This window comes from Burkholderiaceae bacterium DAT-1 (genome assembly GCA_019084025.1).
Lineage (GTDB): Bacteria > Pseudomonadota > Gammaproteobacteria > Burkholderiales > Chitinimonadaceae > DAT-1.
This window is the reverse complement of sequence record JAHRBI010000004.1, coordinates 163,142-188,836: the sequence shown is the minus strand read 5'-3', so window position 1 is coordinate 188,836 and position 25,695 is coordinate 163,142. Positions and strand designations below refer to the sequence as shown.

At 56.0% G+C, this 25,695-nt stretch carries 23 protein-coding genes; 9 read left to right on the top strand and 14 right to left on the bottom strand.

Features of this window, described 5'->3' with window-relative positions:
* Nucleotides 1-4 precede the first annotated feature (4 nt).
* The 3 genes from aspS to KSF73_09450 form a co-directional block, all read right to left on the bottom strand.
* The gene (gene aspS / locus KSF73_09460) at nucleotides 5-1,801 is read right to left on the bottom strand and encodes an aspartate--tRNA ligase (protein ID MBV1775942.1); all 1,797 of its coding nucleotides are present in this window, start codon (nucleotides 1,799-1,801) and stop codon (nucleotides 5-7) included.
* Between the two features lie 94 nt (nucleotides 1,802-1,895).
* Complete coding sequence (locus tag KSF73_09455) at nucleotides 1,896-2,531, bottom strand: DUF502 domain-containing protein (GenBank protein ID MBV1775941.1); 636 nt, start codon at nucleotides 2,529-2,531, stop codon at nucleotides 1,896-1,898.
* Between the two features lie 71 nt (nucleotides 2,532-2,602).
* Nucleotides 2,603-2,866: a zinc ribbon domain-containing protein gene (locus KSF73_09450; GenBank protein MBV1775940.1), complete on the bottom strand. Its 264-nt coding sequence runs from the start codon at nucleotides 2,864-2,866 to the stop codon at nucleotides 2,603-2,605.
* A gap of 407 nt (nucleotides 2,867-3,273) precedes the next feature.
* Here KSF73_09450 and KSF73_09445 point away from each other — a divergent pair, with 407 nt between their 5' ends.
* From KSF73_09445 to clsB, 5 genes are read left to right on the top strand one after another with little or no spacing between them, the layout of a single operon-like run.
* A complete protein-coding gene (locus tag KSF73_09445) occupies nucleotides 3,274-3,981 on the top strand; it encodes a hypothetical protein (GenBank protein MBV1775939.1) in 708 nt (235 codons plus the stop codon).
* A 41-nt stretch (nucleotides 3,982-4,022) separates the two neighbouring features.
* Nucleotides 4,023-4,781, top strand: coding sequence for a TSUP family transporter (locus tag KSF73_09440; protein MBV1775938.1), 759 nt, complete (start codon nucleotides 4,023-4,025; stop codon nucleotides 4,779-4,781).
* 53 nt (nucleotides 4,782-4,834) lie between these two features.
* Complete coding sequence (gene nudB / locus KSF73_09435) at nucleotides 4,835-5,314, top strand: dihydroneopterin triphosphate diphosphatase (protein MBV1775937.1); 480 nt, start codon at nucleotides 4,835-4,837, stop codon at nucleotides 5,312-5,314.
* 9 nt (nucleotides 5,315-5,323) lie between these two features.
* Nucleotides 5,324-6,070, top strand: coding sequence for an endonuclease/exonuclease/phosphatase family protein (locus KSF73_09430; GenBank protein ID MBV1775936.1), 747 nt, complete (start codon nucleotides 5,324-5,326; stop codon nucleotides 6,068-6,070).
* 3 nt (nucleotides 6,071-6,073) lie between these two features.
* Nucleotides 6,074-7,237 carry a cardiolipin synthase ClsB gene (clsB, locus tag KSF73_09425; GenBank protein MBV1775935.1) on the top strand — a complete coding sequence of 388 codons (1,164 nt, stop codon included), beginning with the start codon at nucleotides 6,074-6,076 and terminating at the stop codon, nucleotides 7,235-7,237.
* Nucleotides 7,238-7,324: 87 nt separating this feature from the next.
* Here clsB and KSF73_09420 read toward each other — a convergent pair whose 3' ends face one another.
* From KSF73_09420 to pyk, 6 genes are all read right to left on the bottom strand, one after another.
* Nucleotides 7,325-9,664, bottom strand: coding sequence for a TonB-dependent receptor (locus KSF73_09420; protein ID MBV1775934.1), 2,340 nt, complete (start codon nucleotides 9,662-9,664; stop codon nucleotides 7,325-7,327).
* 129 nt (nucleotides 9,665-9,793) lie between these two features.
* Nucleotides 9,794-10,438 carry a maleylacetoacetate isomerase gene (gene maiA / locus KSF73_09415; GenBank protein MBV1775933.1) on the bottom strand — a complete coding sequence of 215 codons (645 nt, stop codon included), beginning with the start codon at nucleotides 10,436-10,438 and terminating at the stop codon, nucleotides 9,794-9,796.
* A gap of 126 nt (nucleotides 10,439-10,564) precedes the next feature.
* Nucleotides 10,565-11,164 carry a MotA/TolQ/ExbB proton channel family protein gene (locus KSF73_09410; GenBank protein MBV1775932.1) on the bottom strand — a complete coding sequence of 200 codons (600 nt, stop codon included), beginning with the start codon at nucleotides 11,162-11,164 and terminating at the stop codon, nucleotides 10,565-10,567.
* Nucleotides 11,165-11,242: 78 nt separating this feature from the next.
* Nucleotides 11,243-11,941 (bottom strand): energy transducer TonB, encoded by a 699-nt coding sequence (locus tag KSF73_09405; GenBank protein ID MBV1775931.1) that lies wholly within the window; start codon nucleotides 11,939-11,941, stop codon nucleotides 11,243-11,245.
* A gap of 3 nt (nucleotides 11,942-11,944) precedes the next feature.
* Nucleotides 11,945-12,352, bottom strand: coding sequence for a biopolymer transporter ExbD (locus KSF73_09400; protein MBV1775930.1), 408 nt, complete (start codon nucleotides 12,350-12,352; stop codon nucleotides 11,945-11,947).
* Nucleotides 12,353-12,522: 170 nt separating this feature from the next.
* Nucleotides 12,523-13,938, bottom strand: a complete 1,416-nt coding sequence (pyk, locus tag KSF73_09395; GenBank protein ID MBV1775929.1) for a pyruvate kinase — start codon at nucleotides 13,936-13,938, stop codon at nucleotides 12,523-12,525.
* Nucleotides 13,939-14,110: 172 nt separating this feature from the next.
* On the opposite strand from pyk, the gene earP reads away from it, so the two are divergent.
* Nucleotides 14,111-15,238 (top strand): elongation factor P maturation arginine rhamnosyltransferase EarP, encoded by a 1,128-nt coding sequence (earP, locus tag KSF73_09390; GenBank protein MBV1775928.1) that lies wholly within the window; start codon nucleotides 14,111-14,113, stop codon nucleotides 15,236-15,238.
* A gap of 49 nt (nucleotides 15,239-15,287) precedes the next feature.
* The gene (gene efp, locus KSF73_09385) at nucleotides 15,288-15,851 is read left to right on the top strand and encodes an elongation factor P (GenBank protein ID MBV1775927.1); all 564 of its coding nucleotides are present in this window, start codon (nucleotides 15,288-15,290) and stop codon (nucleotides 15,849-15,851) included.
* 131 nt (nucleotides 15,852-15,982) lie between these two features.
* Here the strand turns inward: efp and dnaJ are convergent, their stop codons facing one another.
* The 3 genes from dnaJ to grpE all read right to left on the bottom strand — a co-directional run bounded on the left by dnaJ (nucleotide 15,983) and on the right by grpE (nucleotide 19,756).
* Nucleotides 15,983-17,104: a molecular chaperone DnaJ gene (dnaJ, locus tag KSF73_09380; protein ID MBV1775926.1), complete on the bottom strand. Its 1,122-nt coding sequence runs from the start codon at nucleotides 17,102-17,104 to the stop codon at nucleotides 15,983-15,985.
* Between the two features lie 80 nt (nucleotides 17,105-17,184).
* Complete coding sequence (dnaK, locus tag KSF73_09375) at nucleotides 17,185-19,107, bottom strand: molecular chaperone DnaK (protein ID MBV1775925.1); 1,923 nt, start codon at nucleotides 19,105-19,107, stop codon at nucleotides 17,185-17,187.
* Nucleotides 19,108-19,225: 118 nt separating this feature from the next.
* On the bottom strand, nucleotides 19,226-19,756 hold the full coding sequence (gene grpE, locus KSF73_09370; GenBank protein MBV1775924.1) for a nucleotide exchange factor GrpE: 531 nt from the start codon (nucleotides 19,754-19,756) through the stop codon (nucleotides 19,226-19,228).
* A gap of 427 nt (nucleotides 19,757-20,183) precedes the next feature.
* Between grpE and aceA the strand changes: the two genes are divergently transcribed.
* Nucleotides 20,184-21,482: an isocitrate lyase gene (gene aceA / locus KSF73_09365; protein MBV1775923.1), complete on the top strand. Its 1,299-nt coding sequence runs from the start codon at nucleotides 20,184-20,186 to the stop codon at nucleotides 21,480-21,482.
* Nucleotides 21,483-21,633: 151 nt separating this feature from the next.
* Nucleotides 21,634-23,799, top strand: a complete 2,166-nt coding sequence (locus tag KSF73_09360; protein ID MBV1775922.1) for a malate synthase G — start codon at nucleotides 21,634-21,636, stop codon at nucleotides 23,797-23,799.
* Nucleotides 23,800-23,871: 72 nt separating this feature from the next.
* On the opposite strand, the gene thpR is transcribed toward KSF73_09360, so the two are convergent.
* Entirely contained in the window at nucleotides 23,872-24,375 is a 504-nt protein-coding gene (thpR, locus tag KSF73_09355) for an RNA 2',3'-cyclic phosphodiesterase (protein ID MBV1775921.1), read from the bottom strand.
* Nucleotides 24,375-25,532 (bottom strand): cation diffusion facilitator family transporter, encoded by a 1,158-nt coding sequence (locus KSF73_09350; protein MBV1775920.1) that lies wholly within the window; start codon nucleotides 25,530-25,532, stop codon nucleotides 24,375-24,377. The genes thpR and KSF73_09350 overlap by 1 nt, the downstream gene beginning before the upstream one ends.
* Between the last annotated feature and the right edge of the window lie 163 nt (nucleotides 25,533-25,695).

Genomic DNA, 25,695 nt, shown 5'->3' with positions numbered 1-25,695 from the left:
AGGCTTAGGCAACCGGCTGATTGTTGCGCAGCCGGATGTGCAGCTCGCGCAGTTGCTTCTCGTCGACACGATTCGGTGCGTCGGTCAACAGACACTGTGCACGCTGAGTCTTCGGGAAGGCAATCACGTCGCGGATCGACTCGGCACCGGTCATCAGTGTAACCAGACGGTCGAGACCGAAGGCCAGACCGCCGTGGGGCGGTGCACCGTATTGCAGGTTTTCCAGCAGGAAGCCGAACTTGTTCTGTGCTTCTTCGGCGGAAATACCCAGTGCGTCGAACACCGTGGATTGCATGTCGGCGCGGTGAATACGTACCGAACCACCACCGATTTCCCAGCCATTCAGCACCATATCGTAGGCGCGCGCACGGCACTTGCCCGGATCGGTCTTGAGGAACTCGATGTGTTCCACCTTAGGCGAGGTGAACGGATGGTGGCAGGCTACCCAGCGATTGTCTTCTTCGTCGTGTTCGAACATCGGGAAGTCGACCACCCACAGCGGACGCCATTCCTTGACGAAGTAACCGCCTGCTTCGCCCTTCTCGTGACCGATCTTCAGACGCAGTGCACCGATGGCTTCGTTCACCACCTTGGTCTTGTCGGCACCAAAGAACACGATGTCGCCATTCTGTGCGCCAGTGCGTTCGATGATAGCTTTCAGTGCGACGTCGGTCAGATTCTTGACGATCGGCGACTGCAGGCCTTCTTCGTTCAGCTTGGTGATGTCGTTGACCTTGATCCAGGCCAGGCCACGTGCGCCGTAAATGGCAACGAACTGTGTCCATGCATCGATTTCGGAACGGCTGAATGCTGCACCCCCCGGCACGCGCAGGCCAACCACACGACCACCTTCCATGTTTGCGGCGCCGCTGAACACCTTGAACGGCACATCCTTCATGACGTCAGTCAGTTCGGTGAACTTAAGGCTCACACGCATATCCGGCTTGTCAGAGCCGTAGTAGAACATGGCTTCGTCGTAAGGCATGCGCGGGAAGGAGCCCAGATCCACGCCGATGGCTTCCTTGAAGACGTGAACAGCCATGTCTTCCATGATGGACATGATTTCTTCTTCGTTCAGGAACGAAGTTTCCACGTCGATCTGGGTGAATTCAGGCTGACGGTCTGCACGCAGATCTTCGTCACGGAAGCACTTGGTGATCTGGTAGTAGCGATCGTAGCCCGCCACCATCAGCAGCTGCTTGAACAGCTGAGGGGACTGCGGCAGCGCAAAGAAACTGCCATCGTGCACACGGCTCGGCACCAGATAATCGCGCGCACCTTCCGGTGTCGAACGGGTCAGCATCGGTGTTTCGATGTCGATGAAGCCACGGCTATCCAGGAAATTACGCACCAGCAGCGCGACCTTGTAACGCAGACGCATATTCTTCTGCATGGCCGGACGACGCAGATCAATCACGCGATGCTGCAGACGGGTCATTTCGCTCAGGTTTTCGTCGTCGATCTGGAACGGTGGCGTTGCAGCCGCGTTCAGGATTTCGATGTCCTTGGCCAGAATTTCGATTTCGCCGGAGATCAGATTAGCGTTGGAGGTGCCAGCCGGACGCTCGCGCACGATACCAGTAATGGACAGCACGAACTCGGAACGCACGCTGTCAGCGAGTTTGAACGCTTCCGGGGTATCCGGATCGATCACCACCTGCACCAGACCTTCGCGGTCGCGCAGATCGATAAAAATCACGCCACCATGGTCACGGCGACGGTGAGCCCAACCTTTGACAGTCACGGTCTGGGACAGGAAACGCTTGTCAATCAAGCCACAATAATCGGTACGCATCGGGATGACCCTGTGAAGATTCTATGTATTGTTCAAAACCAAAAGCGATGTCGCGCACGCTTCAATCAACCCGCATGCAGGACATCGCGCAAATTCAATGTCAGCAGTTAACACACTTTTCAGGTGTGACTGCATTAGCCGGGCTCGATGGCTTTGGTGCCACCACGCCCATTGAAATCACGTACTTCAATGCCTCATCGACACTGATTTCCAGTTCGATGGTATCGCTCCGACGCACAATCATGAAATAGCCGGAGGTCGGATTTGGCGTCGTCGGCACATAGACGGATACGTATTCAGCATCAAGATGCTGCGCAATTTCCGCCGCAGGACTACCCGTCAGAAACGCCACCGTCCACACATCCTGATGCGGAAAACGCACCAGAAGGGCTTTACGGAATGCCTGACCAGAATCAGACAACACCGTATCCGACACCTGCTTGACGCTACCGTAGATGGATTTCACGACTGGAATTCGATTCAGGACTTCTTCCCAAAATCGCACCAGACGCTGCCCAAGGATGTTAGCCGTCAGCAAACCTGTCAGCAGTACCACCAGCAGGACAAACACCACACCCAGACCGGGGATATGCAGACCCAGATACTCTGCCGGACGGAATTGCGGTGGAAGCAGCACCAGAATGCTATCCATGGTGCGAACAAGTGTACTAATCACCCACAGCGTAATACCCAGCGGAACCCAGATCAGTAAACCCGTTACAAAGTATCTTCTCATCGTTGCATCACGTCCGGTGAGGCCAACTTTTGGCGATTTTGCCACAGTCGGCCGTTGTCATTCAGTCGGAACTACGCACACCCGCCACAGCCACCAGTACCACATGCATGCGCCGCAGCCGGAGCAGGCTCAGGGGCGGACGATGCAGTCGAGCCACCCTTAAAGTCAGTAGCATACCAGCCCGAACCTTTCAGCTGGAACCCTGCTGCAGACAGGCATTTTGCATATGCATCCTTGCCACAGGCGGGACAGACGCTGAGGGGCGCATCCGACAGCTTCTGCAACACTTCGTCACGATGACCGCAAGCGCTGCATTGATAATCAAAAATTGGCACGATACGTCTCCCTGCACAAATCCACTGATCATCTTCCAAACCATGGAAAACCTTTGAATTCTATCATGCTGACAGACCGCTCGTCAGCCATTCCGATCTTCGGCACCTAACAGAGGACTTGCGCAAAACAGCGCAGAACTTTTAATATATTGCTCGTAAAAAACAAAATATAACAAAACACTATATTTGTCCCGGCGGCACCATAGGTGAACGAAACAATGCGCGCAAGGAAACTTGCAAAAAGCGCAACAGGGACACCCTCCCGGACACAGTTGTCTCCAGGCATGGGTTGAACAGGCAAACGAAAAAAGATGGCCGATAAGAGCCCTTAATTCAACTTGACTTTTTAAAGTCACACAGTACAGCACAACCTGCCTTTTCAAGCTACCCAGAAGTGAGCACACACAGTGGAACCGTCTGTTATTGAAGTCCCGGTCGAGCATGTTACCGCGAAGCCAGTCCGACGCCGTCGAGCCAAAGGGGAAAAGTCCCGCCAAACCATTCTGGACGCGGCACTTGTATCGATTGCTAAGCTTGGCCTGCACAATGTTACCCATCGCGTCATCGCTGCCGAAGCCGATGTCCCGCTATCCCTGACAACCTACTTTTTCAAGAGCCTGACCGATCTGATTGAACAGGCATTTGATCACTTCACCGCGCAAGTGGAGTCTGATCATGAGCGAGTGTTCAAGGCCATGGCAGACTATCTGGCCCAATACGCTCCGCAGCAGTTCAATGACGAGTCAGTTCGTACGGCAATTAAGCTCAACTTTACCGATATCCTGACCGATTTCCTGACCTCAATTACGATTGAGCACCCCACAGGTATCGCAGTCGAGCTGAATTTCCTGTACCTTTACCGACTTGAACCTGCCCTCAGAGTCAAGGCGGAAGCGCATCGCGCCCGTCTGGTCAGCAGTATCGCCAGTATTCTGCGCCCATTGTCGACCGACGCTGCACAGGCAGAAATCGACGCCGAACTTGTTCTGTGCATCATGCACCGACTGGAATTCGACTGCCTGAACAGCGCCAACACGATGAGCACAGATCGTCTGCGCACCCATGTGGGTCGCCAGATTAGCCATATTATCGACATGACACGCTCGACTGCCTGACAGTGAACGCTGTAGCGGTGAGCGCACCTCACCGCTACCTCATGAACGACACCCTTCTCCTGATTGCCTTTTCCTTTTCTGCAGGACTGATTGACGCGGCGGTAGGCGGAGGGGGGCTCATTCAGGTTCCCGGCCTGTTTGCCACCTTACCCAATCAGTTGCCAGCCACCCTGCTGGGTACCAATAAGTTCTCATCGGTCTTCGGTACAGCACTTGCCGGATGGCGATACGCACGCAAGGTGGATATGGCGTGGCGACTGGTCATAGCCACCGCCATCACCGCCTTTGTCTTTTCTCTGGGCGGCGCAGAAATAGCCGGACGCGTTCCCAAAGACTGGATGCGGCCACTGGTTCTTGGCCTGCTTGTCGTGATGCTGCTGTACACAATGCACAAGAAAGACTTTGGCGCCTTGCACCGCCCGCAGCACATTGGACGCAAAGAGATGCTGATTGCGCTTTCAATTGGCGGCGCCATTGGCTTTTACGATGGCTTCTTTGGCCCCGGTACCGGCAGTTTCCTGATTTTTCTGTTCATTCGCTTTTTCGGATTTGATTTTCTGCGCGCAACCAGTGCCGCTAAAATCGTCAATCTAGCCACCAATCTCGCCGCGCTGATTATCTTTATGCCAGCAGGGCATGTGTTGTACCAGTTTGCCATTCCGATGGCTGTGGCCAATATGGGGGGCGCAATGGTGGGTACCCGGCTGGCACTCAAGGGTGGCACACGTATCATCCGCTTGTTGTTCATCGGACTGGTGGTTGCACTGATCATCAAGCTGACATTCGATACCTTCCGATGAAGCGATGCCATGACAATGCTACACTTGCCTAGACTTTCCTTTCGTTCATGCACATGAAACCGTTCAAGATTCCTGTTTCCGTACTGGTTGTGATCTATACGCCTGAACTGGATGCGTTGATTATTGAGCGCACCGACTATCGCGATGCCTGGCAATCTGTCACCGGCAGTATCGACCCGGATGAATCACTGCGTCAGACCGCCATTCGGGAAGTGCAGGAAGAAACGGGGATCGATGCAACGCAATATCAGCTACAGGATTGGGGCATCGAGAACCGCTGGGAGATCTACGAGGTCTGGCGGCACCGCTATGCCCCCGGCGTAACCGAAAACACGGAACATGTGTTTGGCCTCCTGGTACCGGAACAATTGACGCCAGTGCTCAGTCCGCGTGAACATCAGGCTCACCAATGGCTGCCCTATGCACTGGCTGCTGAAAAGGTATTTTCGCCGTCAAACGCGGAAGCACTCAGAATGCTGCCGGACATGGCCAAACGATTCGATATTCATCATCCCGTAGCAGGTCACGCATAGGGCTGAACCATGAGCAGGCATCTGACGCTGGCGACCATGAACATCCACAAGGGTATGTCGCCGCTTAATCGCGAGCATTGCCTGCCTGCCATTCGCGCCGCTATTCATGAACTGGATGCAGATCTGATCTTCCTGCAGGAAGTACAGGGCGAGCATCGCACACGTGCCCGGCAGCATGCCGACTGGCCCGACGCACCACAACATGAGTTTCTGGCAGCAGACCACCATAGCATCTATGGGCGCAATGCAGAATATCGATCGGGTCATCACGGCAATGCCCTGCTTTCGCGCTATCGCATCATGTTTTGGGACAATGTCGATATCAGCCTGAACCGCTTTGAACGACGCGGCCTGCTATATGCATCGCTGGACATTCCCTGCTGGGACACGCCGCTGCACGCCGTGTGTGTTCATCTCAATTTACGAGCCGCAGACCGCCGCAAACAACTCGAACTCCTCACCGCCTTTATTGGCGATCATATCGATGAACATGAGCCGCTGATTGTGGCTGGCGATTTCAACGACTGGAAAGCGGAGGCCTGCACGCCGCTCTTGCATGGCGCAGGATTAACTGATGCCTACCGGTATTTACACGGCCGCGTGGCCGCCAGTTTTCCGGCGCGCCTGCCTGTATTGAATCTGGATCGAATCTACACGCGCGGGGTGGCCGTCGAAAGTGCACAGGTGCATACTGGACGTCCGTGGTCTAGCTTATCGGATCACATACCTTTGAGTGCCATCATTCGAAATCCATGAGCCATGACCCTGACGGCGGGCAATCACATTACGCTACTGAAATCCGGAACCGAATACTTTCCGGCACTGCTGTCGGCTATTGCGCTTGCGCGTCATGAAATTTTTCTGGAAACCTATATTTTCCAGGAAGATAGCACTGGTCAGAGCATCACCGATGCACTCATTCTGGCCGCGCATCGCGGCGTGCGTGTACACGCATTACTGGACGGATTTGGCTCAGCAGCCTTATCAGACGCTTTTCGCGAACACTTGCGGCATCAAGGCATTGAATTACTGTTTTTCCGCCCAGAAATTTCGCGACTGTCGGTATCCAGACAGCGTTTGCGGCGCCTGCACCGGAAAATTGTCTGCATTGACGGTCTGACTGCGTTTGTAGGTGGCATCAATATAATTGATGATCTGGATCGTCCGGAATGGCCACCACGGTATGACTACGCAGTGCAGATTCGGGGGCCACTTGTCGCAGAGATCCGCCAGCGCTCGGCTCAACAGTGGCAACGCACACGGTATGTTCAAGCACTGAGCTACCCGCCAGCCTCTCGCCCACCCGCACAACCGGCGGCCTGTGGCCACGTTCCCGCCTCTCTCCTGATCCGGGATAACGTGCGTCATCGCCGGGATATCGAACACGCCTACCTGCAGCGAATTCGGCACGCACGACATGCAGTTACCCTTGCCAATGCCTATTTTCTGCCCGGGCGCTCATTCAGGCGCGCCTTGCAGGATGCAGCACAACGAGGCGTGACAGTTACTATCCTGTTGCAAGGCAGGGTCGATCACGCGCTGATATTCCATGCTGCACGCTTTTTGTATCCCGAGTTATGCTCGTCAGGCATTCAGGTTTTCGAGTACAAGGCTGGACTCATGCATGCCAAAGCTGCCGTATTTGACCGGCAATGGCTTACCGTAGGCTCATCGAACATCGATCCATTCAGCTTGCTGACCGCACGCGAAGCCAATGTACTGATTCAGCACGGGGCCCTGGCGCGCGAACTGGAAGATGACATTCTCCAGCACTGCTATTGCGACAGCGTGCATATCAATGCCGAAGGTATCGCCATGCACCGTGGCTGGCGTCGCGTTAAGGCATGGATTGCCTATCAACTGGTTCGACTTTTGCTGGGCCTGACAGGTTATGGTGCCGGGGAATACGGCGAGGATGAATAGTATCTTCCACTGCTGGACGGACAAGAAAAAGGGCTGACCCGAAGGTCAGCCCATTAGTCCACTCAGCCCTGAGAGGTTGTAACCGAATTAGAACTCGCCGCGTACGCTCACGCTGAACGAGCGCGGTGCGCCGATGTAGTAGGAAGCGGCATTGCCCTTCACCACCACACCCTTGGCATCGGTGTAGTTTGTCGATGTCACACCCGTGTTCATCTGACCGAGGTAGTGTTCGTTGCCGAGGTTTTCAGCATTGAAGGTCACGCCCACGTTCTTCAGCACGCTGAAATTGCCCACTTTGTAGCGTGCGTTCAGCGAAACGGTGGTGAACGACGGTGCCACTTCGGTATTCATCAGATCGGCATAACGACGACCGGTAAACTTGCCAGCCACACCAATCGCCAGCGGGCCTTGTTCCCAGTTCACGCCCAGGGAAGCCATCACGCGCGGTGCGTCAACCATGTAGTTGCCTGCAGTTGGCAGATCAACCTGTGCATAACCGGCAAGCAGAATTTTGCTGATATCAGTAATGTCGGTCGGCTTGGTACAGGTGGTCTTGGCACACGCGAAGGTCGAGAAGTTGTCCTTCAGCTTGATTTCCTGGAAGGCTGCGGAACCGTATGCAGACCAGCCATTCACCGGCTTGGTAGCCGCTTCCAGCTCCAGACCGTTGCCTTGTACCTTGCCAGCATTGTAGGTACGGGTCACGTTATCCGGATCGGTACGGGAAACCTGACGGTTCTTGAAATCGTAGTGGAAGAAGGTTGCAGTGAAGTTGGCATCTTCAGCTTGCAGGCGGTAGCCCAGTTCGCTGCTGATGTTGGTTTCCGGCTGCAGATCGGCACCACCCAGACGCTGAGTGTCGAACAGCACGAAGTTGGCTGGTGCGCGGAAGTTCTTCACCACGCTACCGAACACTTGCGATTCGTCATCCAGTTGGTAACGTGCGCTCAGTTGCGGCAGGGTATCGGACCACTTCTTGGTAATGGTGAACGCGGTCGGGGTGTTGTTCGACGGTGCGTTGGTACCATCACGCTGAATGTCCTGATACTTCAGGGCGCCTTGCAATTGCAGGCGGTCATTCACGTTCCAGGTATCTTGCACAAACGGCTGCTTCACTTCGGTGATGGTGATCCAGTCACGCGAGAAGTTGTACTGGCGGCCATCGGCGTAGGTCACGTTGTTGTCACGTGTCCAGACATCCACCGGCTTGCCATCAGCACCCACCAGACCTTGCGGATTAGTCTGGAAGTGACGGGCACGTTCGTACCACAGACCAGCCACCACACGGTGAGCACCCAGATCCAGATTCACCTTGACGGTTGTACCCGGACGATAGGTCTTGGTCAGCGTGCTGCTGAATACCAAGACGGTATCCTTGGTGTCCTTATCGCCATTCAGATCCTTGCCCACGGTGCTTTCAGCAACGGTCTGACCCGATGCGCCACCGCCATAGCCGTACCAGAAGTACGGTTCGATATCCAGACGGGTGAAGTTGTTCAGCTGGAAGTTGCCCTTAGCGGTAGCAACATAGTTCTCGAACGGATTTTGTGCCAGCTGGTAGTAATTCTTCAGGCTAGACTCATTGTCAGCCACGCCCGGCTTCGCAGTGCGACCCGGGAAGGTGGTGTCATAGTCGTAGGTCATGCCGTACTGCGCAAACTGGGCTTGCGTCAGCGAACGGAAGAAGTGGTTGATGGCCTTGTTGTACACAATGCTGGCCGACAGACGGCTACCGCCACCCAGATTGATCAGGGTCATGCCATCGACGTGATCGCGCTTTGCGCTACCTTCGCCGCGGAATTTGTTGCTCTCAGCATGTGAGTAGGAGATGTACGACGATGTCGGGCCCAGCTTGCCGGTATCCAGACGGATAAAGGACTTGCTCAGACCAAAGGAACCCATGGTCTGTACAGCCTTCACGCGGAATTTGCTGGATGGGAACTGGCTATTGATACCGATGTTACCGCCGGTAGCACCAATGTGCGGTGCTTCTGCATCGGTGGCGCCCTGGGTCAGGAAGATTTCTTCCAGGTTTTCGCCATCCACGTACTCTTGCGGATAGACATTGAAGTTGCCAGAGTCATTCACCGGCGCACCGTTCACGGTAAAGCCCATCTGTGCGGAGCTCAGGCCGCGTACAGTCATGGAGCCACCAAACAGGCCGCTCGGATCTTGCGAGAACGCGTTCACGCCTGGCTGACCATTCAGCAGCTGGAACGGATTCTGTGTCGGGGTCTTCTTTTCAATGGCTTCTTTGGTCACAGTGGTGCGCGACTTCGGCGCATCTTCCTTGACCATCAGGCCACCGCCCAGAGAGCCTTCGCCCTGAACGTTCACGTCACCGATCTTGGTTGTCTCGTCAGCCGCAAACACGGGGGCGGCCAGCGCTGCAATGATCAGCGCCACGGGTTTCAGTCGAAATTGCATGCTTCGCACTCTCAAAATTTGTCGAAAATCGGAAAAACGAAGCATGCTATCAGATTGTTACAACTGTGCTAATACCCTGTGACAATTTTTTGTGCATTGCACGAGTACATTTTGCCAGATGTGAACACTTTATTCGGCATCAGACTGCCGAGCAGGCTGTGTCTCTGCAAAGGCAGGCAATGTCATCAAATGTGCGTCAATCGCACTAATCACCGGATATTTGCTCATATCCACACCAAAGCGTCTGGCATTAAATACCTGTGGCACCAGACAGGCATCAGCCAAGCTTGGCTGATCACCGTAGCAATACTTTGTTGCACCTGCAGCAAGCAACTGCGTTTCCAGCGTGGCAAATCCGGTATCCACCCAGTGACGGATCCAGGCGTCGACCTGTTCTTGCGATGCGCTAAGTTCGCGCTTCAAATACTGCAGCACGCGCAGGTTGTTGATAGGGTGAATATCGGCTGCAATCTGCAAGGCCAGCGAACGCACCTTGGCTCGCGCGACCGGATCGGTAGGCAGCAAAGCCTGCGCCGGGTACGCTTCGTCCAGATACTCGATAATGGCCAGTGACTGCGACAGCACATCACCCGCTTCTGTCACCAGAGCCGGCACCAAGCCTTGTGGATTCAGTGACTTATATGCATCACCATGCTGCTGGCCGCCGTCTTTCAGCAAATGAACCGGCACAGCCTCCCAAGACAGGCCTTTGTGGGCCAAGGCAATACGGACGCGCCAGGCAGCGGATGATCGAAAATAGGTATACAGGGTCAGGCTCATATCGTGTCTCCTCCGGATAAGCCATGATTGTAGCCGTTTCCCCAAGCAAAATGCCCGGACAAGCCGGGCATTTCCAGATCATATTCGTGCAACGGGACTCGCCCCGCGCAGAAGTATGGCTTACTTGAACTCAGTACCGATACCGGCGCGCAGCAACAGAATCTTGATGTGATCGTTGATGCGGTCGATGCGTTCCTGGAAGTGGTTGAAAAACACCAGACCGAACAGCGCAATCGCAATACCCAGTGCAGTGGCAAACAGGGCGGTACCAATCCCTTGCGACACGCCTGCGGTGTCAGACACGCCGTTGGCGGCCAGCACCTTGAAGGTGTCGATAATACCCAGAATCGTACCCAGCAGACCCAGCAGAGGTGCAGCGGTCACGATGGTATCCAGAATCCACAGACGGCTATGCAGCTTGGCCTTCATAGCGATGTAGATCGCGTCGGACATATCTTCCAGATCGGAGCGACGGCTCAGCTTGGCCTTTACTTCCAGCATTTCACGCAGCACTTCAACCGGCACGGAGTCACGGTTCACCAGCTCTTGCGGCAGATCGGCCAGGCTGTGCACATCATGGTGCATCACCGCTTCCAGCTCTTTGGCATGCTTCATGGTTACGAAGAAAAAGATCAGTCGTTCAACGATCACCATGACGCCGATCAGGGCGCACACATACATGGCGTAGAAGGAAAGATCATGCAGCAGTTGGACGTTCATGTCAGTCTCTCTGTCAATTCGACCGGATCATCCGGTCACCAGGTTTTCAAAATTCGTTCAGGATCAGGGATGGCCTGATCATTCAGCCGGAGCAGTGTAGTTAATACCGCCTTCAAAGCGGTGGGTCTGATCATTGGGCCACGCATCCGCCGGAAAGGGCGGGAACTTGGCGCGCTTGATCGTATCCTTGGCAGCCTGAACCAGCAGGGTCGCACCAGCAACTTCTGGCTTGTTCAGAATACCCATGTCCTTCACATTGCCTTCACGGTCCAGCACCACAAAGTATTCCACTCGCCCTTCCGGACGCAGCGAGCTGTATTCGCGGCCAGTCGGAATGCGCTTGTGCGACTCCAGATACTGACGCAGCGTCGCGGCATACTGGTCACCCGCATTCACATTTGCAACCGGACGGGGTGCAGGTGCGGGAGCAGGTGGAGGTGCTTCCACAGGCTTGGCCTCAACCGGCTTGGCTGGCTGTGGCACCGGTGTCGGAATCGGCTCCACAATCGGCGATGGCGTCGGCGTAGGGGTACGCACAGGCTCCGGTGTCGGCGTGGGTTGCGGTTGTTCCTGCGGTTGCGGCGGCGTGGGTTGTTTCACTTCCGGCGGAGGTGGCGGCGGAATATCCTGTTCATTGATCAGGGCCACCTGAACCGGATCTTTCTCCTTGGGCTTGACCGATGTGGCGTTTTTGAAACCGCCAAACACCAGCGCAGCCGCGAGCAACGCGCCAGGCACGAAGGAGATCGCATCACGATGTCGGTAGATTACGCTCATGCATCACTTCTTCTTGGTGGCGAAGGAAATCGAGTCGTAGCCGTTGCCCTTGAGCTCGTCCATGACATCGATCACACGCTGGAATTCAACGGTCTTGTCGGCGTTCACGATCAGCACCAGCTTGCGGCCGGGCTTTTCCATAGCCTTGAGGCTAGGAACCAGCTCGGTCATGGCAATATTCTTGCCAGCCAGTTGCAGTTCGTTGTCCTTGCCCAGTGAAATCACGGCCACGTCCTGGGTCTTCAAGTCCTGCGAGGCAGACGACGACGGCAGCGCGGTTTTCACGCCACGTGCGGTAATCACATTCAGACTCAGCAGCACAAAAAACACCAGCAGGAACATCATCACGTCAATCATCGGGATGATTTCGATCCGTGCCTTGGGCTTCTTGGGTTCTTCCCATCTACGCATGGGGGTTCCTCAAAAATTGCGGGAAAAGCGCGCTATGATAATTGGACTTCGTTACAATTAAAAGTCAAACGCTCGTTTTCGTTATAGATCAGGCAGATGCAGCGCCAAAAAAACAAATGGCCCGCTCGCGCAGGCCATTGTCGGGTAAGGGTTTCAGTCAATTGACTACTTTATGCAACCCGCACAATCTTCATGGTGTTGGTGCTGCCCATCTGACCAACGGTATCGCCAACCGTGACCACCAGCAGGTCGCCACTTTCCAGCAGTCCCTTGCTAACCAGTGCTTTTTCGGCAGAAGACACTAACTGTCGCTGATTGCAGTCATGCGACAGCATCATCGGAAATACATCGCGATAAAGCGCCAGTTTACGATAGGTGGATACTTCAGGCGTGAGGGCATAAATCGGGACGCCGCAGTTCACGCGGCTCATCCACAAGGCAGTCGCACCGGTTTGCGTCAGCGAACAGATTGCCTTCACACGCAAATGGTTGGCAGTAAACAGCGCCGCCATCGCAATCGACTGATCTACACGTGAAAACTCACGATTTAGAAAATCGCGGTCAAGCTGGTAATCGGACGACTTCTCGGCTTCCAGACACACCCGGGCCATCGCCTCGACGGTTTCCACCGGATACTGTCCGGCAGCCGTTTCGGCAGACAGCATGACAGCATCCGTTCCATCCAGCACGGCGTTGGCTACGTCACTGACTTCGGCTCGGGTCGGCACCGGACTGGAAATCATCGACTCCATCATCTGCGTGGCGGTGATCGTGAGCTTGTTCTTCTCACGAGCGATGCGGATCATGCGCTTTTGCAGTGCTGGTACGGCCGCATCCCCCACTTCCACGGCCAGATCACCACGCGCCACCATGATGCCATCGGATGCTTCTACCAGCTCTTCGAGATTGGTAATGGCCTCGCAACGCTCGATCTTGGCAATGACACCAGCCTTGCTACCGGCCGCTGCCAGCAGCGTGCGTGCCATATACATATCGGCACCGCTCTTGGGGAATGACACGGCGACATAGTCCGCTTCCAGCTTGGCGGCCACCTTGATATCTTCCATGTCCTTGGCGGTAAGCGCGGGAGCAGACAACCCCCCACCCTGCCTGTTGATCCCCTTGTTATTGCTCAGCACACCGCCGACTTTAACCTTGGTATGAATCTCCTGTCCCAGCACGCGATCGACTGTCAGCACAATGCGGCCATCATCCAGCAGCAACACCGCGCCCGGTTCGACATCGTTCGGCAGCTCCTTGTAATCCAGCCCGACACGGGTGGCATCACCCATTTCGCAGGCGGCATCGAGGACAAAGTTGGCGCCATTGACCAGCGTCACTTTGCCCTCGGCAAACTTACCGACCCGAATTTTCGGCCCTTGCAGGTCAACCATGATGGCGACAGGATGATTGAACTTGGCGGCAATCTCGCGCACCAGTTCGGCACGGCCAATATGATCATCCGGCTTGCCATGCGAGAAATTCAGGCGAACCACATTGACACCCGCCAGAATGAGTTTCTCCAGCACGGCTGCATCGGTGGAAGATGGGCCAAGGGTCGCAACAATCTTGGTACTGCGCTGCATGGTGATGTCCTCTCTTGTTATTCGCATTCGGTGTCGCAAATCATGCGCCACACTCAGGTATCTCGTAGCTCATTGTACATACAACTGCACATCTTCTGCCATTATTTCGTAGTTAAACTACAATTTTATTGATCCAGCACACACCCGCTTCACCTCACGTTAAGATAGTCCGATGAAACAGAACTGGGATATTTTTTGCCGGGTTGTCGATAATTTTGGCGACATCGGCGTGACGTGGCGGCTCGCACGGCAATTGCAGCGCGAATTCGGGTTCTCTATTCGCCTGTTTGTAGATGACCTCGCGAGCTTTCAGGTGCTGGAACCGGACATTGATCCCCTAGCACCACGACAGTCCCTGCAAGGGATCACCATCGAGCACTGGCATGACCAGCGCACCCACTGGACTGACTGTGGCGATGTGGTGATAGAGGCTTTCGCATGCGGCTTACCGGATAGCCTGCTTGCCCGCATGGCCGCCCGCCCTACCCCGCCGGTGTGGATCAATCTTGAATATCTGTCAGCAGAAGACTGGGTGGAGGGCTGCCACGGCCTGCCCTCGCGCCATCCGCGCTTTCCACTGACGCAGTATTTCTTCTTCCCCGGATTTACCAGCAAAACGGGCGGATTGATCTGCGAGGGCGATCTGATAGATCGCCGCAACCGATTTAACTGTGATGACAGACAGCACTGGCGTAACGCGTGGCTGCAGGGGCGAAATGATCTTCTGATATCGCTTTTCTGCTATGAAAATCCTGCTCTGCCCGCCTGGCTGACGACCCTCGCTGCAGGATCAGGTGCAACGGTCTTAGTGGCGGATGGCAAAGCGCGGCACGCAGTCAATCATGCGATTGGCGGCGCATACTCGCCCGGAGATGCAATCACGACCGGGGCACTGACACTGCACTTCCTGCCCTTTCTGCCGCAAACCGAGTATGACCGCGTGCTGTGGGGTTGCGATATCAACTTTGTGCGCGGAGAGGATTCCTGCGTCCGCGCACAGTGGGCTGCACTTCCATTTGTCTGGCATATCTATCCAACCGAGGATCTTGCCCATCTCGACAAACTGGATTCCTTGCTTCGCCACCTCTATCCATTCATGGCGGATGCCGCATTTTCAGACTGGCAAGCCTTTATCCATGCGTGGAACATAGGGGATGCCAGCCAGGCAGGAACTGCATGGAATCAGATGCTTGCGCATCAATCCGCCCTGTCGGATGCTGCACAAAACTGGGCAGACATGCTCGCGCAGATCGGAAACCTTGCTGGCAATCTGGCGGACTTTGTCCGCTCCAAGTTATAATGCTGCGTTTTATCAACCGCTTACCCATTTTCCTGCAGGGAATTCAAGTATGAAGACCGCACAAGAACTGCGCTCCGGCAACGTCGCCATGATGGATGGCCAGCCGCTGGTGATCCAGAAGACCGAATACAACAAGTCCGGCCGCAATGCAGCTGTCGTCAAGATGAAGATGAAGAATCTGCTGACTGGCGCTGCTTCCGAAGCCGTGTACAAGGCTGACGAAAAGTTCGACGTTGTCGTGCTCGACCGCCGCGAATGCACCTATTCCTACTTCGCTGATCCGATGTACGTGTTCATGGACACCGAATTTAATCAGTACGAAGTGGAAGCCGACAATATGGGCGACACACTGAACTACCTGATCGACGGTATGGAAGACGTGTGCGACGTGACCTTCTACGAAGGCCGCGCCATCTCCGTGGAACTGCCGACCACCATCGTGCGCGAAGTGGAATACACTGAGCCAGCCGTGCGTGGCGATACCTCCGGCAAGGTGATGAAGCCTGCCCGTCTGGTGGGTACCGGTTACGAACTGCCAGTTGCTGCTTTCGTGGAAATCGGCGACAAGATCGAAATCGACACCCGCACCAACGAATTCAAGAAGCGCGCGTAATCCGCTGCGAATTGATCTCGTAGATGCCAAATGCCCTGATCTCTGATCAGGGCATTTTTTCATGCGCATCAAATGAAAATACCCCGCATATACTGCTTGCGGGGTATTTTACTTACTCATCAGCCGGCTGATTAGCTAAAGAAGTCCTTCACCTTGTCCATAAAGGACTTGGCGCGCGGATTGTGCTTAGCATCATCTTCCTGACTGATGTTTTCAAACTCGCGCAGCAGTTCCTTTTGGCGCTCGGTGAGCTTCACCGGCGTTTCCACCACCACATGACACATCAGATCGCCAGTGACCGCGCTGCGGACTCCCTTGATCCCCTTGCCACGCAGGCGGAAGACCTGACCGGATTGTGTCTCGGCCGGAATCTTCAGCGAGGCTGCACCATCCAGTGTCGGGATCTTGATCTCGCCACCGAGTGCCGCCGTGGCAAAGCTAATCGGCATTTCGCAATGCAGATCGTTGCCTTCCCGCTCGAATACCGTGTGCGCCTTGATGTGCATGACCACATACAGGTCACCTGCCGGACCACCATTGGTGCCGTGCTCGCCTTCGCCAGACAGACGGATGCGATCGCCTTCGTCCACGCCAGCCGGAATCTTCACCGACAGCGTCTTGTTGGTTTTGACGCGTCCCTGGCCGTTACACGGGCGGCATGGATCGCTGATGACCTTGCCCTTGCCGTGACAGGTCGGGCAGGTCTGTGCCATCGCAAACGGGCCCATGCTGACACGCACTTGGCCCTGACCATGACAGGTGCCACAGGTCTTGGGTTCGGTACCTGGCTTGGCGCCCGTACCATGACAGGTATCGCATTCTTCATGCGTGGGGATGCGGATCTGCTTTTCGGTACCGCGCGCTGCTTCTTCCAGCGAAATTTCCAGGTTGTAGCGCAGATCGGAGCCGCGATACACATTGGAACGCTGGCCACCACGACCGCCACCACCGAAGATGTCGCCAAAAATATCGCCAAACGCATCGCCAAAGCCACCAAAACCCTGACCACCGCCCATGCCGGCCTGCGGATCCACGCCTGCGTGGCCGTACTGATCGTATGCAGCGCGCTTCTGGCTATCTGACAGAATCTCGTAGGCCTCCTTGGCCTCCTTGAATTTGTCTTCGGCATCCTTGCTATCCGGATTGCGGTCCGGGTGATACTTCATCGCCAGCTTGCGATACGCCTTCTTGATGTCCTCATCGCTTGCATCGCGATTGACACCGAGAATCTCGTAAAAATCTTTCTTTGCCATTTCTGTTCCTTAAGGCAAAAAGGCGCAGGCGAGGCCATGCTCAAAGGCATGGCAGCGCTGCGCCTGTCTGGCCGGGAGAATTACTTCTTCTCGTCCTTCACCTCGGTGAACTCGGCATCCACCACATTGCCGTCATCCTTGGCGCCTGCGGCTTCGTGCGCGCCACCGGCTGCGCCTGCTGCACCCTGTTCGGCGTACAGCTTTTCAGCCAGCTTGTGCGAGGCGGACATCAGGGCTTCGGACTTGGCTTCGATCTCGGCCTTGTCTTCGCTCTTTACGACGCTTTCAGCATCGACCAGTGCCTTTTCGATGGCGGCCTTTTCGTCGGCAGTCACCTTGTCGCCATGCTCGGATACAGTCTTCTTCACCGAGTGGATCAGGCCTTCCAGCTGATTGCGGGCATTCACCAGTTCGGTCAGCTTCTTGTCTTCTTCGGCATTGGCTTCAGCATCCTTCACCATGCGCTGGATTTCTTCTTCGGAGAGACCCGAGTTCGCCTTGATGGTGATGTTGTTAGCCTTGCCGGTTGCCTTGTCCTTGGCAGACACGTGCAGGATACCGTTGGCATCGATGTTGAATTCAACTTCGATCTGCGGGGTGCCGCGCGGTGCAGTCGGGATGCCTTCCAGATTGAACTGGCCCAGGCTCTTGTTGGCCGATGCACGCTCACGCTCGCCTTGCAGCACGTGAATGGTCACGGCGCTCTGGTTGTCTTCGGCGGTCGAGAACACTTGCGATGCCTTGGTCGGAATCGTGGTGTTCTTCTGGATCAGCTTGGTCATCACACCGCCCATGGTTTCGATACCCAGCGACAGCGGCGACACGTCCAGCAGCAGCACGTCGGTACGATCGCCCGACAGCACAGAACCCTGAATCGCAGCGCCCACGGCCACGGCTTCGTCCGGATTCACGTCACGACGCGGATCCTTGCCGAAGAATTCCTTCACCTTGTCGATGACCTTCGGCATACGGGTCTGACCGCCGACCAGAATCACATCATCGATATCGCTGACCTTGAGGCCTGCATCCTTGATGGCGATGCGGCACGGCTCGATGGAACGCTCGACCAGATCATCCACCAGGCTTTCAAACTTGGCGCGGGTAATCTTCATGGCCAGATGCTTCGGACCGGTTGCATCCATGGTCACGTATGGCAGATTGATTTCGGTCTGCTGGCTGGAGGACAGCTCGATCTTGGCCTTTTCAGCGGCTTCCTTCAGACGTTGCAGAGCCATCACGTCGTTCTTCAGATCGACGCCCTGCTCCTTCTTGAATTCGGTCACGATGTAGTCGATCAGACGCTGGTCGAAGTCTTCACCACCCAGGAAGGTGTCACCGTTGGTGGCCAGCACTTCGAACTGCATGTCGCCATCGACATCGGCGATTTCGATGATGGAGATATCGAAGGTACCACCGCCCAGATCGTACACGGCGATCTTGCGGTCACCCTTCTCTTGCTTGTCCATGCCGAAGGCCAGAGCAGCAGCGGTCGGTTCGTTGATGATACGCTTCACTTCCAGACCAGCGATGCGGCCTGCATCCTTGGTGGCTTGACGCTGGCTGTCATTGAAGTAGGCCGGTACGGTAATCACGGCTTCGGTCACTTCTTCGCCGAGATAGTCTTCGGCAGTCTTCTTCATCTTGCGCAGCACCTCTGCAGAGATTTGCGGCGGGGCCATCTTCTTGCCGCGCACTTCTACCCATGCATCGCCGTTGTCAGCCTTGGAGATGGCGTAAGGCATCAGATCGATGTCCTTCTGCACTTCCTTCTCTTCGAACTTGCGGCCGATCAGGCGCTTCACTGCGTACAGGGTGTTCTTCGGATTGGTCACAGCCTGACGCTTGGCCGGTGCGCCAACCAGAATTTCGTCGTCGGTGTATGCAATGATGGACGGGGTGGTGCGAGCGCCTTCGGCGTTCTCGATCACCTTCACGTTTCCGCCTTCCAGCACGGCCACGCAGCTGTTGGTTGTACCCAGGTCAATACCGATAATCTTGCCCATGATCTCTATTCCTTTACTGTTTTCTTGCTGATCCAGCCAGTCTTACACCAGCTGCTTCAATTAACCTTGACTTGAAAGTGGGGATACGTTTTAACGTTTCAAGTGGCAATATCAGGCTTTATTCAGCTGCCTTTGCCACCACCACCATGGCCGGACGCAACACACGCTCTGCAATCACATAACCCTTCTGCATCACGCTGACCACCGTATTCGGCTCCTGGTCCGCCACTTCGGTACGCATGGCCTGATGCTTGTTCGGATCAAGCTTTTCGCCTGCGGCCGGGGAGATTTCCTTGATCTGGAATTTCTCGAAAGCATTGCCCAGATTGCGCAGGGTCATGTCCACGCCCATCTTGATGTTTTCGACGGAGCTGTTGTCCTTCAGCGCCATTTCCAGGCAATCCTTCACAATCAGCAATTCGCTGGCGAACTTGCCCACTGCGTATTTGTGTGCGGCGGCGACATCGTCCTGAGCACGCTTACGGATGTTTTCGGCCTCCGCACGAGCGTACATTACAGCCGCCTGCGCTTCGGCCAGACGTGCTTCGAGTTCTGCAATCTGCGCTTCAGGTGTATCTGCTGCGGCGGATGCATCGGCATTCAGATTGGTTTCGTTGATATTTTGATCTGCTTGGCTGTCGTGTTGCATGGCAACCTCCGTTAGTCGATTGCCATGAAGTGGGGATGGTCTTTCAGGCTTTCAAGCCCCCCTTCACGCTCACCGACCGGACAACAATCACAACACCATGATTGCAAAAGATAAATATTGAAAAATCGTAAGCGAAAGTTGTACGACTACAACACTTTCTCGCATTTAATGTTTGAATCGTACGCTTGTTTGAATTTTTTGCTGCATCGCAAACAAAATTGGCGAATAATGGATTCACGCAACCACGGACTGGCAAGCGAAGGTACCCATGATCGCAACCCAGTGGATCTCGTCCGTCAGGATCCAGTACGGACACCCTCTTCTTACTTTCGAATCAATAGGTTCGAGAGCGCCGTGCATCTTCCCCACCGACGGTATCGACCCGCCTATGGCGGTCATCGTCCAAGCAAGCTAGAGGTAATCACTCATGTCGACTCGTGAACAACGTATCGCTGCACTGCAACATGACTGGGACACCAATCCCCGCTGGAAGGGCATCAAGCGCGGCTACACTGCCGCTGATGTCGAACGTCTGCGTGGTTCGGTGCAAAACGAATACAGCCTGGCCCGCCGTGGTGCCGAAAAGCTGTGGAATCTGGTGAATAACGAGCCTTACGTGAACTGTCTGGGCGCGCTGACCGGTGGTCAGGCCATGCAGCAGGTCAAGGCTGGCGTGAAGGCCATCTATCTGTCCGGCTGGCAAGTTGCCGCTGACAACAATGAATACTCCGCCATGTACCCGGACCAATCCCTGTACCCAGTGGATTCGGTGCCGAAGGTCGTGGAACGCATCAACAATGCTTTCACCCGCGCTGACGAAATTCAGCACTCCAAGGGTGTCGAGCGTGGCGATCAAGGCTTTGTCGATTACTTCGCGCCGATCGTGGCCGATGCTGAAGCCGGTTTCGGTGGTGTGCTGAACGCCTACGAACTGATGAAGTCCATGATCCGCGCCGGTGCCGGTGGCGTTCACTTCGAAGACCAACTGGCTTCCGTGAAGAAGTGCGGTCACATGGGCGGCAAGGTGCTGGTGCCGACTCAGGAAGCCGTGCAAAAGCTGATTGCCGCACGTATGGCTGCCGACGTTTATGGCGTGCCGACTCTGGTGATCGCCCGTACCGATGCTGAAGCAGCTGATCTGCTGACCAGCGACTATGACGAAAACGACAAGCCGTTCCTGACTGGCGAACGTACTGCCGAAGGCTTCTACAAGACCAAGAAGGGTCTGGAGCAAGCCATCAGCCGCGCGATTGCCTACGCTGACTACGCTGATCTGGTGTGGTGCGAAACCGGTACGCCGGATCTGGCTTTTGCCAAGAAGTTCGCCGAAGCCGTGCACGCCAAGCATCCGGGTAAGCTGCTGGCCTACAACTGCTCGCCGTCCTTCAACTGGAAGAAGAACTTGGACGATGCAACCATCGCCAAGTTCCAGCGCGAACTGGGTGCCATGGGCTACAAGTACCAGTTCATCACTTTGGCTGGTATCCACAACATGTGGTACAACATGTTCGATCTGGCACAAGACTACGTGGCACGCGGCATGTCCGCCTACGTGGAAAAGGTGCAGGAGCCAGAATTCGCAGCACGCGAGCGCGGCTACACCTTCGTGTCGCACCAGCAGGAAGTGGGCACCGGTTACTTCGACGACATCACCACCGTCATTCAGGGTGGCAAGTCTTCCGTGACCGCGCTGACCGGTTCGACCGAAGAAGAACAGTTCCACTAAGCCGCATGCCGCGAAGGGCTGGATAGAGTGTGAACCGGATCAAGCGCCGGTTCTCCCCTTCGCAGCAGGCTAGGTAATTGAACTGTTCCATCACGCCGCCCCACTCGATCGAGTCCGGGCGGCGTTTTTACAGATACACAGGATCTTCCCCATGACTGATCGTATCCAGGCCGGCCGCCTGCAGGTCGACGCTCGTTTGCACGCGCTGATCAACGACCGGATTCTCCCCGGTACCGGCGTTGACGCAGGACATTTCTGGCAGCAATTCGAACAGATCGCCCTCGAACTCACCCCGGAAAACCGTGCCCTGCTGGCACGCCGCGATGAGCTGCAGGCGCAGATTGATGCATGGCATCGCAGCCATCCCACATTTGATCCGATTGCCTACAAGATTTTCTTGCAGGACATCGGCTATCTGGTGCCGGAAGGCCCGGATTTTTCTGTCACCACTGAAAATGTCGATGTAGAAATCGCTACCCTCGCGGGTCCGCAGCTGGTGGTGCCGGTCAAGAATGCCCGCTATGCACTGAACGCGGCCAATGCCCGCTGGGGTTCGCTCTACGATGCGCTCTATGGCACCGATGCCATCAGCGAATCAGGCGGAGCCGAAAAGGGTAAAACCTATAATCCTGCACGTGGTGCCAAGGTCATCGCCTTTGCCCGCGCTTTCCTCGACGAACACTTTCCGCTCGTCAATGCCTCGCATGTCGACTCGGCCAGCTATCGCATTGAAGGCGGCGCACTTGCAGTCGGCCTGAAGGATGGCAGCGTCACCGCACTGAAAGATGCCGCGCAGTGTGTCGGCTTTACCGGTAGCGCCGAAGCGCCCACAGGCGTGTTGCTGAAGCACAATGGCCTGCATGTTGAAGTTCAGTTTGATGCTGCCCACCCCATCGGCAAAACCGATGCCGCGCACATCAAGGATCTCTGCCTCGAAGCCGCCGTCACCACCATTCAGGATTGCGAAGACTCCGTTGCCGCCGTCGATGGCGAGGACAAGGTCGAGGTATACAGCAACTGGCTGGGCCTGATGCAAGGCACGCTGGAAGAGACATTCGAAAAAGGCGGCAAGCAGCTGACCCGTCGCATGCATGCCGACCGCGTCTTTACCGCACTGGATGGCAGCAGCTTTACCCTGCCCGGCCGCTCGCTGATGCTGCTGCGCAATGTCGGGCATCTGATGACCAACCCGGCGATTCTGGTCGATGGCGAGGCAATCTTCGAAGGCATTATGGATGCGGTGGTGACGTCGCTCATCGCCAAGCATGATGTACTCGGCCATAGCCCGCTGCGCAATTCGCGCACCGGTTCGGTCTATATCGTGAAGCCGAAGATGCACGGCCCGGATGAAGTCGCGTTTGCTGTGAAACTCTTTGCCCGCGTCGAACAGGCACTTGGCCTCGCGCCCAAGACGCTGAAAATCGGCATCATGGACGAAGAGCGCCGCACCACAGTGAATCTGAAAGCTTGTATCCGCGCGGCTCAGGATCGCACGATTTTTATCAATACCGGCTTTATGGACCGCACCGGCGACGAGATTCACACGTCCATGGAAGCGGGTCCCATGGTGCGCAAGGAGGCGATGAAGAAGGAAAAGTGGATCGCCGCCTATGAAAACTGGAACGTGGATATCGGTCTGGCCTGCGGTCTGCAAGGTCGCGCCCAGATTGGCAAGGGCATGTGGCCCAAGCCTGATCTGATGTCGGAAATGATCGCCACCAAGATCGCCCACCCGAGCGCCGGTGCCAATTGCGCATGGGTGCCCTCGCCCACTGGCGCAGTCCTGCACGCCCTGCACTATCACAAGGTCAACGTGCAGGCACGTCAGGACGAGCTGAAATCCCGTCCGCGCGCCAGCCTCGACGATATTCTGACCATCCCTGTCGCAACGGACACCAACTGGTCCGCCGCCGAGATTCAGGAAGAACTGGACAATAATTGTCAGGGCATTCTGGGCTACGTGGTGCGCTGGGTGGATCAGGGCGTCGGTTGTTCGAAGGTGCCGGATATCCACAATGTCGGCCTGATGGAAGACCGCGCCACGCTGCGTATTTCCAGCCAGCACGTCGCCAACTGGCTGCGCCACGGCATCGTCACACGCGAGCAGGTTGAAAGCACCCTGCAACGGATGGCCAAGGTGGTAGATGAGCAGAATGCAGGTGATCCGCTGTATCAGCCGATGGCCGCGAACATCGCAGCCAGCACTGCATTCGCAGCGGCCGCCGCTTTGATCTTTGAAGGCGGCGTACAGCCAAGTGGCTATACCGAGCCGATTCTGCACAAGATGCGGCTGGAGTTGAAGGCCGTGCAACAGTAAAACTCAGGGTGGATGCTTGAGTGAGGGAAAGGGAGCTGCGGCTCCCTTTTCTTTTGCAATCCATCCCATATCTCACCCAAACCGCCCCCGCACCCGATACGGTTGGCCGGGTCGATCATCTGCCTCAGCCAGCACAATCTCGCTGCTCTGCCAGCGAATGGCAACCGGCGGGAGCGGCACCAAATCCCGTCGCTTTGCATCCCGCACCAGCGTCACATGTGGCACAAAGGGCTTGTCGTCGAACTGGATGCCGTTAAGCCGCAATGCAGTCCGCAGGAGGCGGGCCTGGGTCATTAATGCATCGGGCGGATTCGCACAGCCTAGCCAGCCGATATTGCCGAAAAAGCCGTATTGATCGAGCAGCATGTCCATCGCCAGCACAGGCAGATGCTCCAGTTGACGGGCGATGTAGCCCACGCGCGATTCATCAACCTCACCGAGAAATGCCAGCGTCAGATGCAGTCGATTGGCAGCCATGATGCGGCCACCGCTTATTTGATGCACGGACTGGCTTGCCTGTGCCAGCGCATCTCGCGTGTTTTCATCCGGCCAGATGCCCAGAAAGATGCGCGCCATCAGGCCACCCGCTTGTGGATGCGGATATCGCGCAGATGTGGCGCGTTGCTGGCCAGTGTATCCAGCGCGGTGGTCACCGCCAGCAACTCTTCAGCACTCAGCCGATGATCGACAAACAGATCAATCTCGCACTGCCCATCGAGATAATGGATCAGCGCAGGTGTTTCCGGATGCACCAGACCGTCTGTCGCGGCATGGACTTCATCCATGAGCTGACTGCGGTGCGGCAGGTGGCTGGATTTGGCAGCCACTTCGTCATCTTCCGGATCGATATGAATCAGCACGTCCAGCGTGCGATATTGCGCCATCAGTGCCATGCGTGCGGCTTCGGCAATGCGGTGGCCTTCGGAGACCGAAATGGTTGGCGATACCAGCAAGTGTGCATCGACCAAGGCGAGGTCGCCCATTTTGCGGGTGCGTAATTCGTGTACGCCTACAACGCCCGGTGTCGCGGCAAGTGTCTTGCGCATGGCATCAACCATGTCCGGATCCAGACTGCGATCGGTGAGGTCGGACAAGGCATCAAACCCGAAAGACCAGCCCATGCGCGCAATCATGAAGCCCACCATGGCAGCCGCCAGCGCATCAGCCAGCGGATAGCCCATCAGATTACCGGCCACGCCAATCGCCACCACCAGCGACGAAGCCGCATCCGAGCGCGCATGCCAGGCATTGGCAATCAGCATGCTGGAGCGTAGCTTCTCGCCCACGCGCAGCATGTAGCGAAACAGGGCTTCCTTGGCGAGAATCGTGGCGCTCGCAGTCCAGAAAGCCCAGTGCGATACCTTGGGGATGGCTTCGGGATCTTGCAGCTTTTGCGCCGCCGACCAGCACATGCCTACGCCGACGATCAGCAACAGTGCACCCAGCACCAGCGAGGCAGCATTCTCGAAACGGTAATGTCCGTAGGGGTGATCCTCATCGGCATCCTTATGCGCTTCCTTGGCGGCAATCAGCACCACGCCATCCGCCACCAGATCAGATAGCGAATGCAGGCCATCCGCCACCAGCGCCTGCGAGCGGGCCAGTATCCCTACTACCACCTGCAGGATCGTGAGCACTAGATTGACCACCACACTGATCCACGTCACCCGGTTGGTGGCGCGCAAGCGGCTTGCCGGATCGCTGAAATCGTCTACTGAAAGATGGGTGTTCATTGCAGGTCACTATTGGGCGAATGCCCCTATTTTAGCCGTCTCTGACCGATTGTCGCATTCACATTTACGCAATCGCCAGCGGGTCTATAACACCTTCAACCCCGCACACATTGGTGTGCATGCAGTAAAGTCTCCCTCGAAGGCGACGCTAGTCGCCTTACTT